This is a genomic window from Flavobacterium sp. PS2, assembly GCF_046250155.1.
Lineage (GTDB): Bacteria > Bacteroidota > Bacteroidia > Flavobacteriales > Flavobacteriaceae > Flavobacterium.
Genome location: NZ_CP176426.1, coordinates 1,514,772 through 1,526,955, shown reverse-complemented (window position 1 = coordinate 1,526,955; position 12,184 = coordinate 1,514,772). Strand labels below are relative to the sequence as shown.

The window sequence follows — 12,184 nt, the reverse complement described above, 5'->3', positions numbered from 1 at the left end:
TGAATACAATGAAAATAAAATCAATGAGAGCAATCTATATACAGGTAATTATGTTCCTGATTATATTAGGGACAAACTCCGCAAATGCGCAGTTAACAGAATTCGAGTCTATGTATTTTCAAAACCAATATTTAAACAACCCTGCAATGGCAGGGTTAGATAAAGGGATGAAGTTTAATGTAGGTTACCAAAGACAATGGGATGAAGTTCCGGGAAATCCGATATTAATGAATGCTACTTTCGAATACAATTCCGGAAACAGAACTGGACTAGGGTTAAATGTTAATAGCGACAGAGCAGGTTTAATCAATAGGACAAGGATAATGGGAACTTATGCTTATCATTTACCAACAGGAGTTGACCAAAAGATACATTTCGGCTTGTCTGCGGGTGCAAAATTTTCTGCTATAGATTATAATAAAGTGGAAGGAAGTCTGGATGATGTTGCACTACAGAACTATAACGAGGGTGCCATTTTTGATGGAGATTTGGGTATTGCTTATACTAGCAAATTATTAACAGTTCAGGCATCATTGCCAAAACTTCATAATCTTTTCTATGAAAATGATAATGGTATTAAAAATTATGCAGATCGTTCTACTTTTTATTCGGCTATAAGTTACAAGATATTACTATCAAATGGAGATGAAAACTTAAATGTTGAGCCATTGTTAGCTTATAGAGGTGTTAAAGGGCACAAAGATATTTTGGATATGGGTGGAAGGTTTAATTTTCCAGATTATAAAATAAACATTTCTGCGTTTTACCATACTAATAAAACTGTTTCTACAGCATTTGGAATTTCGCTTGATGATTTGGGTGTTTTCCTGGCTTACTCTAAATATTTTGGAGCATTGGGTGCTTATGCAAACAATACTTTTGAATGTGGACTTAGTTATAAAATGTAATAAAAGAGTTTGTTAGAATTCAAATAAGAAGCTCCGCTCCTTACACGATTTTTTTATAAAAAAGAGTTTTATTTTAGGAACGAATTTGAAAATGAATTGGTTATGACTGTTGAGTAATTTAGAGGTGCCTGATGTTTTTTGGATTTAAAAATGGAAAGCTAATGCTAGAGTAAGTTTTGGTATTTTTAATCATGTTTCATAAACTTAGGGAATCAAATGCTTTTCTTTTCAGACCTCTGTCAAGTTTCACAAAATCTGGAAATCTCTAAGTAAAAGGCTCTAATTTTGTATCAAGATTGTTCATAAAAAAAGGTAAAATACATAATGTATTTTACCTTTTTTTTTATTTCTATAATTACGAAGTCAGTGTTAAAAGAAATATGTAATCATGTTCAAAAGTTGAATATGAAGTGAATATAGTTCCTCTTTAAAATTGTTTTATTCGTATATTCAACGTTCACGTATAAAATCAGAGTATCTTTACCCATGATTGCGATAAAGAATATGCAGATGATTGATCATCTCTCCTTTTCATAACTTCAAATTCTAGTTTCAAGTCATAATAACAAAGTTCCCAAATACACATTAACTTATTGCTAATTCCATTCCTTTTAGGTTTTTTATTAGTTTTTCGCATTCAACCTTAATTAGCTATAATATATGACATTGATCTCCAAAGAAAAATTTTCTGAAGCTGCTGGCCTTTCTAAAATTCCTATCCCGGGATTATCCTCTTATTTAATGAAAGTAATGAAAATTAACAATTTAAATACTGTTGTAAAAGAAGCAGGTAATCTTGAGGGTGCAGATTTTGCTAATTATGTTTTAATGAAAATTGGTGTAAAAGTCCAATATGATGCTACCGAATTACTAAATATTCCTCGTGAGGGAGCTTTTATTGTTGTTGCAAATCATCCTTATGGAGGTATCGAATCATTAGCTTTATTAAGTACAATTGCAAAAATACGTCCTGATACAATGTATATGGGGAATTTTTTATTAAAGGAAATACCAAATCTTGAAAAATGCATTATCGCAGTAAATCCATTTGAAAATCTGCAAAATTCTGCGAGTATCACGGGATTAAAAATGACGCTAAAAGCTTTATCAGAAGGTATTCCTGTTGCAATATTTCCTGCTGGAGAAGTTTCATCTTATAATTTTAAGACAAGTGAAATCACAGATCCGGAGTGGCATCCTGTGGTTGGGAAAATTATCTGTAAAGCAGATGTTCCTATTCTGCCTATATATTTTCATGGAAATAATGGTTTTTTCTTCAGTATGTTAAAATCAATTCACCCTATGTTGCAAACTTCAAAACTGATTTCGGAACTTTTTAATAAACAAGGTCATGCTCTAAAGATGACTATCGGAGAAGTTATTTTTTTAACCAGGGTTAAAGGTAAAGTTTCTGATCCTCTAATGTTGAAAAATCTTAGAAGCAAGTTGTATGCTCTCAAAAATCAGTTACATAATTAAGAGATTAAAGCTTATTTAGCGCTTGTAATAAATTTTAAAAATTAAATACTTTCTTTTCATACCTCTGACAAGTTGCTTAAAGCCCGAAAATATTCAAGTAAAAGGTTTAAATTTTGAACCGAGGAGTTTATAAAATAAAAAACCTATTTCGTAATGAAATAGTTTTTTTTATGTCTTTGAAATTTCATTTGTTAGTAGAAACAACTCTGGAATCAGTTAAGAAATTGTTCCAAACAGTTAAAGGAATTATGTACGATGTTTGATAACTTGTATCAAAAATAAATGCTTTATCTTTTACTTTTAAAGTATCAACATCAAACCTTTTTAGTCTTTTTTGCTGCTTATATAAATCGATTCTATAATGAGTTTTAGGACAGCAGCAGTAGCCTTCATTTTTTGTTGAATCAAATAAAGAATCAAATGTATTTATTTTCTTTTTATCAAGTATTCTGTCTAATCCAACAAGTTTTGTTGTGTCCTGCCGAGTATCGTCTTTAATTTTATAGAGAGAAATTTCTATTCTATCCATTTCATTTCGTAGCTTTTTGAAATAATTTTTGTGATAGTCTAAAACTAAGTGCTTTTGGTCTTTAACGTCTTGTTCTATCTTTGGTTTTACAACTTCATTTTTTTTATTGCAACTACTACAAAGTATTACAATCCCAATAATAATCAGCTTTTCAAGTTTAATCATATCTACAATCAATGTGTTACAGATGTATTTTTTGTTTCAAGTAGTAGCTATCTTTAGATGTAATAAAATAGTTTCTGTATCTCTATCAAATAGAGATACAGTTATTAGCTCATTTCTGTCATTACTAATATATAACTATTTTTATTAGATCAATTACCTACTAAAGCAGATCTTGGTAAAAGGTAATGTTACGCACATTAACAGGATCCCAGCCTCCGTTGGAAATACGATGCAATTCGATATAATAAATTCCTTCGTACAGATAAACATCACCTAATTGCTTGATTTGATAGTTCATGAAACTACTGTCAGTTGTTGTAAACGGATAAATAATACTTGAAATTTCTTTTATCACCAATTGAAATTTACCGGAAATACCCGCCAGTTCACATTGCCAGTGATAAATGCCTGCCTCGTTCACTTTCACTCTCCAAGCCGCATAAGCAGCTGGATTTGTCCATCCGGCAATGCTGTAATAAGGTGGATTTCCTATCCCAATACCGCTTCCGTGCAATATGGCATTTTGTCCGGCAACAACAAGGGTTCTGTCTGCATTTTGATTGATAATAGGAGTTCTATCAATTTGGGGATGAATCGAAATTTGACGCACATTTACAGGATCCCATCCTCCGCCCGAAATACGGTGCAGTTCGATGTTATAAATACCAACCGGTAAATTAATTGTTCCAATGGATAAGACTTGATAATTCTCAAAACCTCTTGTTGTAATTGTAAATGGATAAGGTCCTTGATCTACTCCATTTACTTTTAGCACAAACTGTCCCGAATAGCCTGATACAACTGCATCTAAAATGAAATTTCCGGATTGAATAACTTCAACGTGCCAAGTGGCAAAGTTAGCATCATTAACCCATGTCCCAAGTTCATATAGCGGTGCATTTTGAATGCTTAATCCAGGAGCAACAGCATCGATTGGATTCAAATTGAGTGTACCATCATTGAATTGTTTAACAAAAGTGAAAAGAATATCCACAATTCTTGACATTTCTAAGACAATGGTTGTACTGATATTATCCAAAGGAGCTGCAGGTACCGAAATAGTATATCCGGAAAACCCATCATTGGGAGTTATATCCAATGCTGTTTTGTGAATATCTGCAAGGAAATACGCTTTTACAACACTTCCATCAGGCAGATCAGGAACATTTAATTTTTCATTCAGAGGCCAATAATCTGCAAATACATGCAGGTATAAGTATTGTGTTCCGTCGATAATTTTGCTGGTAGCTCGTCCCCAAAGTAATTGTGTAGTATAAGGACTGGATTGGGTTTTATCGATAGCCATTTTATTTATACTCATCCAGTAGGCAAATCCATTAAGTCTGTCGATTGCTTCGGGCGGAAATGTCCCATCTGCCTCCGGACCTACATTGAGAAGAAAATTACCTCCTTTACTAACAATATCAATCAGCTTTTGAATTAAATCTTTTTCGGTTTTCCAACGCGGATCATAAGCATCATAACCCCAATTGTCATTCATTGTCATACAAGTTTCCCAATCTGTTCCATCTCCATTTGGCGGCATAGTAGGAATACTTTGTTCAGGAGTATTAAAATCTGCTGTCAAACCATCTTCCATTCGGTTATTGAATATCAAACGATCTGATCCGGGAATGTTTTTAATTGCTTTCATCATTCGATACCGGAATTCGGGTGTACTGGAGCCTCCCATATCCCACCAAATCAGGTCAATATTATAGTCATTAATCATGGTTTGAATATGAGGAACCACAATAGTATCAGTATATTGTGCCTTTTCCAGATAGGAAGCCTCATGATCGGGTGTTGTATTCTGAGGAATCCATCCCATTCCTCCCGGATTCATCCAGTCCAGACATTGAGAATAATAAAATCCTATTTTCAATCCTGCTGCATGAGCCTCAGTCACCAAGTCTTTTAAAACATCGGCTGCAATATTGGTTTCATCTTCAATATTATATCCAACATGATGAGTGTGCATCAAAGCCAAACCTTCATGGTGTTTGGCGGTAACGACAATATATTTCATACCGGCCTCCTTTGCCATTCTTACCCATTCTGAAGCATTGAAGTTTTGTGCCGTAAAATTTTGCTGCCAGCGTGTTTTGTATTCGTTTCTCGGAATCTGGGCTGCAAACATAATCCATTCGGCATATTGGCCGGGTTTGTAAGGCTCACCTGTAGCGGGATCGATTTTAATAGTTCCATCCAGATTAATCCATTCCGGGCGATAAGTTGAATAATAATCCTGCATCCAATAATCAGGTCCAATTCCCGAACCTGATTTTATTAAAGTTGGTCCTGTATAGTGTCCCGCCAGTCCGGAGTAGCCTCCCCAATGCAAAAAAAGTCCAAAACTTGCTTCACGCCACCAGGCCATTCGTTGATCTTTATGCTCTTTTGTCTCAAGAGTCGTTACATAAAGGGTGTTACTCATCTTAGTTAAAATATCCAGATTGTCATCCCTGCCCCTTACCGCGAAACAGTAAATATCAAATGAATTCAAATTATGTATAGTTATTGTGTTAGCAGTAACATTTTGATAAAAAACACCTTCTTTAAATACATCGTATGAAGTTACTGCTGGAATTGCATCCCACGACAAAGAAATAGAATTAGTCTTTACATCAGTTGCTTTTAATTCTTTAGGATTGTTATTGTAGAAAGGATTAATATCGATCTCTGTATCGCTAAAAATTAACTCATCAATATAAACAACATCTCCAATTGCAGCATTAGCCGTATAATCAGGCTGAATACCAAACACAGAAATATTTTTTACTTTGTTCGTTAATAAATCAAACACTGCTACGCCCCATTCGTTTTGTTTATCCAATGGGCTTTGAGATAAGAATTCATTGTTTCCTCCGTCTGAAATATTAACTCTGATCTGAGAATTCGGATTATTGCGATAATACTTCATGTACAAATACTTATACTCAGAAACGGGTACATTTGGAGTACAGAAAAATCCTGCCCATATAACAGAATTTCCAATACGTTCAAATTTCAGTACCTTATTGCTTATGTTCGATCCTGTTTTGTCCGGATTGTCTACCACCGTAATCCGCATATCGGCTACAGGATTAACTTTTATTTGATTTGTAAAGTTGATCTTTCCGTTTTCAAAATTATCAAATACAAGTGGTTCTCTAATTATTGGATGCGGATAAAAATCCGGCTTAAAACTCAGCTTACCTAAAGCTGTTTGAATTTCAGGAGCCGACATAAAATAATCCCATAGCAAACCTGTACGGTAATTTTCGATCATACAAATAATCGGACCTTGGTCGATAGCCAAATAATAAATATCGTTCCAATTGACGGTTTCATTAAAAGCGTCTACAAATCCTGCTTTCTCGTTCCAGATCTTTGTTCCCAGCTTCTCGTAAAAATATCTCAGGGCGGCTAATGATTCTTTGGGCGTATAAGGCATTGCCGAGAGAGCTGCTGTTGGAGCGATCACACCTTTGTCATTTCCCGGGCAATGAGCAGTGTAAGTGATATTTCCATCACAAGCTGTCAAACCCCAGGCTTTGTTTTCGCCATATCCTTTATAAGCCAGCGGATTTTCTTCGCAATACGCCCTGTTTATCAATGTATGAGCCTGATTTTGCTGAAAATAATTTACATCATTAATACTATCTCTCAAATTTTTCGGGTTAAACCCTAAAAATGAATAATGAGAGAAAAATAAAGGTCCGCCTTTTAAACTTGAGTCGCCAATAGGAAGGGTAATATTATAAAATTTTTTATTCTTAGTATGATAAGTACCACCAGATGACCAACCGTTTTTCCATAAACTGGGGTCTATGGCATGAGTTGGTGAAGCAACAGCCAAGATATAAGAAATCATACACTCATTCCAGCCGATAATACCCAGCCCCTTCACATTTTGCAGCTCATTATTACAATGCCAGTACAACTTGTTTGATTCAAATCGAAAATAATCCCAATCTACATTGTTCCAAAGTACATTGATCTTAACAACCAGACTCTGTTCTGTCAAAATTGGCTGGTTGAAATATTGGCGTGCAGTAATCAAACCCTGCATTAGAAAAGAGGTCTCGACCAGATCACCTCCATTATCATTTTTACTAAACGGAATGGTTTCACCTGTACTTCCATTAATCCAATGGGCAAAAACCCCTTTATAATTTGTTGCCGAGTTAGTTAAGAAATTAACAATTTTATCAATACGCTGGCATCCTTGTTCTCTGGTAATAAATCCCCTCTCGATGCCTACCAAAATAGCCATCAATCCAAATCCAGAGCCCCCTGAGGTAACAGTGGGTCCGGGTCCTCCCGAAACAGGAAGACGCTCATATGCCATTCCTGAATTTGCATCTGCATGATCCCAAAAGTATTTAAATGTGTATCGTTGCGTTATAGTAAGCAACTCTTCATCCGTAAGCGTAGGTGTTAATGGAGTAGATTCTCTCATAAGATTAATTAGATTATTAAGTAAATATTAGGGAAAGGGGCGTGGTATTGATATTTTAAACAACTCATATATCCTGTTGTAGATAATACTGCCAATAACAAACTTTGAGAGTCTGTCGGAAATGAGGCTTTGGATGTTTTGTTGTTTTATGTAATTGAAAATCAATGCTATACGAATATATTAATTATTATTGAATAACACAACACGAAAAAATATTATTTATTTAATTTATTCTCCAATGATAAATTTATCTTTAAATCGTTTTCTTTTTTTATTTCAAGAACTTGTTCTAATAAATCTATTATCGTTAATTAAAAGTATGTCTTATCTTATCATAAATAAAACTACAGACAAATTCGCTATTATCTGCTTTTCTATAAGTTCGTGTATGATTAAGTTGTTGATTACGAGTTATGTATATTCTTTGTGGAATAGATGAAGTATTAACTTGGGAAGATTAATTTTAAAAAATAAAATTTATGAAAGCTAATGAAAAAGTAAAATGATATATAGAAAATTATTAATGCTAATCTTTTCGGTGCTTATAATTAGCTGTAAAGACAATTGTAAAAACATTGAGAATATATGTTTCTCAACAGACATAGAGAAAATGACGGAATCTAAGCAAATATGTGATGCTGATGTGTCGTCTGGTAAATGGGGATTGAATTTAAAACTAGAATATGATGATAGTAATTTTTCATTATTTGGATTTGATGAAAAAATAAAAATTCTTTCTGACAAAAAAAGAAATATTATACTATGTATTAAGACCAATGAAGCTTATAATTTTGGTGTGGGTTATAATCCTAATGAAAAAATTATGTACGGTATATATGAAATTATTTTTTTAGACAAAGATTTGTTACCTCTGTATTCTATGGGAGAATATGGTTCTTATAAATATGAAGATGATTTAAAAAATAAGGAGATAAAATATTATTTGATTAATAAAGATGAAACATTTTTTCTCAATCTTGATTATAATAATGTTTTAGATATGTATGATAAGTTAAAGAAAAGTCCAATTAAAAGTGATGGAGGAGGGATCAGTCCTTATTATAAAAAGCCTTATTCTTGGGAAATACCATGATGTAAAAGAAAAAAAATATGAAACAAAGGATTCTAAAAGGCACTTTATTGAGCTTTGTCGTTATAATATTTTTGATAGGGGAATATTTATTTTATAATGTTAAGATTAAATCTTCTAATTGGTATAAAGAAAAAGTTTGGAACGAACGTATTAAAGAAACAAATTTAAAGCCTATTTAAGTTTTTAAAACTAAGGAATAAATGAAAAGATATTTTATTGTACTGCTGTTAATTTTAATGAATCTAGTCATCATTTTTTATATTGACTATAAGATAAATTTACCCGATTTAGATTATTATCATGGGAAAGACGGAGGGATAATTGTACGATTTCAAGTAACTATTGTTATGAGTGTTATCTATTTTTTTATCATGAGTAAAAAGAATAAAATTATATATGCTATTTATGGATTTATTATCGGAATAGTATCAATGGTCATTTGTTATTTGGCTCTAGCGGAGTTTACAAAATGGAGTGATATCTTTTATCAAATAGTAGCAACCATAGTTTTTATGTCGGCATTTCATTTGATTGAAAAAAGGGGTGAAGTTTATAAGGATAGAAGTAAGGTGATTGATATTGAATAATTTAAAGAAATAATTTAAGATAATGGAGAATAATACAATACTAGAAAATATTGATTTAATTCAATTTGTTTCAAAAAGACCAGCAATGTTTTCAATTGATAATGTAGAATCTTTCTTTATCTTTTTTAAAGGATATTCAATTGGTAAAAGTGATTCCGTAGTTCACGATTTTTTTGACTCTTTTAGAGATTTTATTCATGAAAAATATGCTGAGGATGGGTTAAAAGATATTGATCCTGAAAGAATTATTAGACTTTATAGTGCTAATGATGGTCACTCTTTAGAACTTTTAAGGATTTTGATAGAAGAATTTATGGAGAGATAATATATTATAAAACAATAAAAAATTAAAGAGAATAATTAATGAAAATCATAATTAATATTGCGTTGGTATTGTTTTACATTTAATATTATAAAATTCTTTTTAGATTATCACATTTCATAAAAATTACTTTAAAATCAATAAAATTTAAATACATGGTTGCCAAAACACATATAAAATTAATTTTTTCAATCTATGGTGATGTATTTAATTCAAATGAATTTACTGAACTTGTCGGAATATCACCGACAGCTTGCTGGAACAAAGGAGATTTAATAAAAAATAACAAGAAAGAAAAGAAAAGAATAGAGTCAGCTTGGGAGTATTCTATTAACAATATTGACACTATATACTTTGAAGAAATATCAGACGAATATGTTAAGTTATTTATTGATAAAGTTGATAAAATACTAGTATTTAGAGAAAATAATAAATTGACAATAAAGTTTGATATTGTATTAGAAATAGTAAAAGATAATGGAGTTGTGATGTCTTTTAATAGAAATTTCTTAGCGATAGTAAATAAGTTAGACGCCGAAATTGAGGTAGATACTTATATTTTGGATTAGGGATAATATATGATACATGAACGATGTGTGCATTCAATGCAAAAAAAATAAAATGTTTTCTATGTCATTAGGGCTTACAAACCAGATAAGTATAAAATATATTTTCGTTATTGTTTTCTTTTTAAATGCTTGTGCGAATAAGAATGAGTGTCAATGTTTAGAAGGTGATGAAGACTTGATTATACAGAAGTATTCTGCTAAAAAAGAAAATGTTCAAATCTGCTATGTTAATCAAGGCACATTTGGAAGAGTTATAGATTTAAAAATATGTGATAAAAATAGTAATTTATTGATAGAAAAGATTACGTTAAGAGGGGAAGATTACCGTCCTACTATTGATAGTATTATAAATTCTACCGTATATGTTCATTATTCATACCCAAGAAATGAGATGGAAAATAAGATAGAAATACTAAAATTTGAGGATGTTGTTTTGGGAGATGCATTACTTGATAAAAAGAAGCTAAAATATAAATATGTTTTTCATAATAGAAAACAGAAGTAATTTAAAATTAAAACAAAGAGAATAACTAATGAAAATCATAATTAATATTGCGTTGGTATTGCTTTACATCTTACTTGTGTTTTTTGCCGTAATTTGGTTTCTTGCCCATGGTTCAGGTCACAAAATACCACTCGAAACAGATTTAAGTATAGCAGGATCTATAGTATTAGATATTCTAGTAATAGTAGTTTTGAGATTTGCTAAAAAACGGATAACAAAAGAGGAATAGGTTTAATGATTTTGTATTCAGTTAACCAATGAAATACACCAACTGGAATTCATGAAAACAATTAAAAATATGAAGAATTTATATGTAATTATTTTGTTAGGAATTATAACAGGTTGTTCTTCTAAAATTGATGAAAATCAAATAATAGGAAAGTACGAAATAGATAAATTTGTAATAAGAGATTCATTAGTTAAAGTTAAAGAATATAGATTGTTATTATTAAATCCAGACAAAACTTTTGAGCTAAAGAATTATGATAAAAAAGAAAATTCTAAAGGTACTTGGAAAGCTGAAAAAACTATGAATGATGACGGAATTATCATAGCGTTTAGTTTCTTAAATCGAAAAATAGAAGGAAAATTAAATGGTAGCGGTAACATAATTACTTTTAATTATCCAAATGATTTGTACTTAGGAAAGTATAGTCATTTACTATATGTAAAATTAAATAAGTAGGAATAGGTTAGGGGTTTATAATCCCCAAATCCCTAAACACAGACTTCGTGATATCTTTTCGGCAAGGACCGAAATTAGTACTATTTAGCTTTCTGTCTTGTATAAGGCGTGTTGCAAAAAAGTAAACCCCACTTTTATTTTCGATGTAGCCAACCCACCAACCCGTATTGATTTCATTTTCTCTAGTCCAGCCAGTTTTGGAGTGAATAGTATATTCTGGATTTTGTTCGGTTATCATTACCTTTTTTACTATTTCGATGTTTCGCTTAGAAAAAGGAAGGTTTCCTTCGTAGAATTTTTTGAGAAATTCCACCTGATTGATTGGCGAAATTCCAAAAGCACCAAAATTCCAAAAGTCAGCATCTGTTTGTGAGAGGTCAAGATTACCGTAATGACAAAGGGATAAATATTTTTTGTAATTGGCTTTGCCAATTTTTTTAGCTAATTCTATAAACACCCAACCTGCCGAAACTTCAAAAGCTTCTTTTACTGTTATATCGTGGTAAATAGTAGGGCGATAATCATATTTTATAGTATCGGTACTTCCGGGCCATTTCACTATCTCATTCTCACTAGCAATAGTTTCTGTTTCTAATGCAATAAGCAGATTAATAATTTTAAATGTCGATGCTGGTAATGTTTCCTTTTTTGTATTGATAGTGTCGGATAAAATCCATTTATGATTGTTATTGTCATAAATTGCAATCGAGCCTTCGACATTACAATTATCAAAATATTTTTTAAAATCCTCACGTATTAAAACTTTATCGCTACTTGATGTAATTGAGGAATTGTCTTTTTTCTTGTTCGATGAACAGGAGAAAAGAAGTCCGATAAATAACAATCCAAATAACAATCGTTTCAATTTCATTTTGGTGTTTTAAAATGTATTCTTGAC

Annotated in this window: 12 protein-coding genes; 9 read left to right on the top strand and 3 right to left on the bottom strand. The window is 31.7% G+C overall.

What is annotated here, in order from left to right; genetic code table 11:
- Positions 1-23: 23 nt before the first annotated feature.
- Positions 24-908, top strand: coding sequence for a PorP/SprF family type IX secretion system membrane protein (locus ACJ6WR_RS06420; RefSeq protein ID WP_409417382.1), 885 nt, complete (start codon positions 24-26; stop codon positions 906-908).
- 660 nt (positions 909-1,568) lie between these two features.
- Positions 1,569-2,387, top strand: coding sequence for a hypothetical protein (locus ACJ6WR_RS06415; protein ID WP_052250148.1), 819 nt, complete (start codon positions 1,569-1,571; stop codon positions 2,385-2,387).
- A 184-nt stretch (positions 2,388-2,571) separates the two neighbouring features.
- Here the strand turns inward: ACJ6WR_RS06415 and ACJ6WR_RS06410 are convergent, their stop codons facing one another.
- The gene (locus ACJ6WR_RS06410; protein WP_409417381.1) at positions 2,572-3,081 is read right to left on the bottom strand and encodes a hypothetical protein; all 510 of its coding nucleotides are present in this window, start codon (positions 3,079-3,081) and stop codon (positions 2,572-2,574) included.
- A gap of 160 nt (positions 3,082-3,241) precedes the next feature.
- Entirely contained in the window at positions 3,242-7,525 is a 4,284-nt protein-coding gene (locus tag ACJ6WR_RS06405; RefSeq protein WP_409417380.1) for an alpha-L-fucosidase, read from the bottom strand.
- A 610-nt stretch (positions 7,526-8,135) separates the two neighbouring features.
- On the opposite strand from ACJ6WR_RS06405, the gene ACJ6WR_RS06400 reads away from it, so the two are divergent.
- From ACJ6WR_RS06400 to ACJ6WR_RS06370, 7 genes are all read left to right on the top strand, one after another.
- A complete protein-coding gene (locus ACJ6WR_RS06400) occupies positions 8,136-8,618 on the top strand; it encodes a hypothetical protein (RefSeq protein WP_409417379.1) in 483 nt (160 codons plus the stop codon).
- A 236-nt stretch (positions 8,619-8,854) separates the two neighbouring features.
- Positions 8,855-9,205 carry a hypothetical protein gene (locus ACJ6WR_RS06395; protein WP_409417378.1) on the top strand — a complete coding sequence of 117 codons (351 nt, stop codon included), beginning with the start codon at positions 8,855-8,857 and terminating at the stop codon, positions 9,203-9,205.
- 22 nt (positions 9,206-9,227) lie between these two features.
- Positions 9,228-9,530: a hypothetical protein gene (locus ACJ6WR_RS06390; RefSeq protein WP_409417377.1), complete on the top strand. Its 303-nt coding sequence runs from the start codon at positions 9,228-9,230 to the stop codon at positions 9,528-9,530.
- 152 nt (positions 9,531-9,682) lie between these two features.
- Positions 9,683-10,096 (top strand): DUF4279 domain-containing protein, encoded by a 414-nt coding sequence (locus tag ACJ6WR_RS06385; RefSeq protein ID WP_409417376.1) that lies wholly within the window; start codon positions 9,683-9,685, stop codon positions 10,094-10,096.
- A gap of 61 nt (positions 10,097-10,157) precedes the next feature.
- Positions 10,158-10,601: a hypothetical protein gene (locus ACJ6WR_RS06380; protein WP_409417375.1), complete on the top strand. Its 444-nt coding sequence runs from the start codon at positions 10,158-10,160 to the stop codon at positions 10,599-10,601.
- A 28-nt stretch (positions 10,602-10,629) separates the two neighbouring features.
- The gene (locus ACJ6WR_RS06375) at positions 10,630-10,830 is read left to right on the top strand and encodes a hypothetical protein (RefSeq protein WP_039119806.1); all 201 of its coding nucleotides are present in this window, start codon (positions 10,630-10,632) and stop codon (positions 10,828-10,830) included.
- Positions 10,831-10,899: 69 nt separating this feature from the next.
- Positions 10,900-11,286 carry a hypothetical protein gene (locus ACJ6WR_RS06370; protein WP_323488756.1) on the top strand — a complete coding sequence of 129 codons (387 nt, stop codon included), beginning with the start codon at positions 10,900-10,902 and terminating at the stop codon, positions 11,284-11,286.
- A 7-nt stretch (positions 11,287-11,293) separates the two neighbouring features.
- On the opposite strand, the gene ACJ6WR_RS06365 is transcribed toward ACJ6WR_RS06370, so the two are convergent.
- Complete coding sequence (locus ACJ6WR_RS06365; RefSeq protein ID WP_409417374.1) at positions 11,294-12,157, bottom strand: penicillin-binding transpeptidase domain-containing protein; 864 nt, start codon at positions 12,155-12,157, stop codon at positions 11,294-11,296.
- Positions 12,158-12,184: the final 27 nt, after the last annotated feature.

What these genes read in the sequence shown, in the direction of transcription:
- ACJ6WR_RS06405 (WP_409417380.1), bottom strand. Translation starts at nt 7,525, where the DNA reads ATGAGAGAATCTACTCCATTAACACCTACGCTTACGGATGAAGAGTTG.
- ACJ6WR_RS06420 (WP_409417382.1), top strand. Translation starts at nt 24, where the DNA reads ATGAGAGCAATCTATATACAGGTAATTATGTTCCTGATTATATTAGGG.
- ACJ6WR_RS06410 (WP_409417381.1), bottom strand. Translation starts at nt 3,081, where the DNA reads ATGATTAAACTTGAAAAGCTGATTATTATTGGGATTGTAATACTTTGT.
- ACJ6WR_RS06390 (WP_409417377.1), top strand. Translation starts at nt 9,228, where the DNA reads ATGGAGAATAATACAATACTAGAAAATATTGATTTAATTCAATTTGTT.
- ACJ6WR_RS06365 (WP_409417374.1), bottom strand. Translation starts at nt 12,157, where the DNA reads ATGAAATTGAAACGATTGTTATTTGGATTGTTATTTATCGGACTTCTT.
- ACJ6WR_RS06415 (WP_052250148.1), top strand. Translation starts at nt 1,569, where the DNA reads ATGACATTGATCTCCAAAGAAAAATTTTCTGAAGCTGCTGGCCTTTCT.
- ACJ6WR_RS06370 (WP_323488756.1), top strand. Translation starts at nt 10,900, where the DNA reads ATGAAGAATTTATATGTAATTATTTTGTTAGGAATTATAACAGGTTGT.
- ACJ6WR_RS06385 (WP_409417376.1), top strand. Translation starts at nt 9,683, where the DNA reads ATGGTTGCCAAAACACATATAAAATTAATTTTTTCAATCTATGGTGAT.
- ACJ6WR_RS06380 (WP_409417375.1), top strand. Translation starts at nt 10,158, where the DNA reads ATGTCATTAGGGCTTACAAACCAGATAAGTATAAAATATATTTTCGTT.
- ACJ6WR_RS06400 (WP_409417379.1), top strand. Translation starts at nt 8,136, where the DNA reads ATGACGGAATCTAAGCAAATATGTGATGCTGATGTGTCGTCTGGTAAA.
- ACJ6WR_RS06395 (WP_409417378.1), top strand. Translation starts at nt 8,855, where the DNA reads ATGAATCTAGTCATCATTTTTTATATTGACTATAAGATAAATTTACCC.
- ACJ6WR_RS06375 (WP_039119806.1), top strand. Translation starts at nt 10,630, where the DNA reads ATGAAAATCATAATTAATATTGCGTTGGTATTGCTTTACATCTTACTT.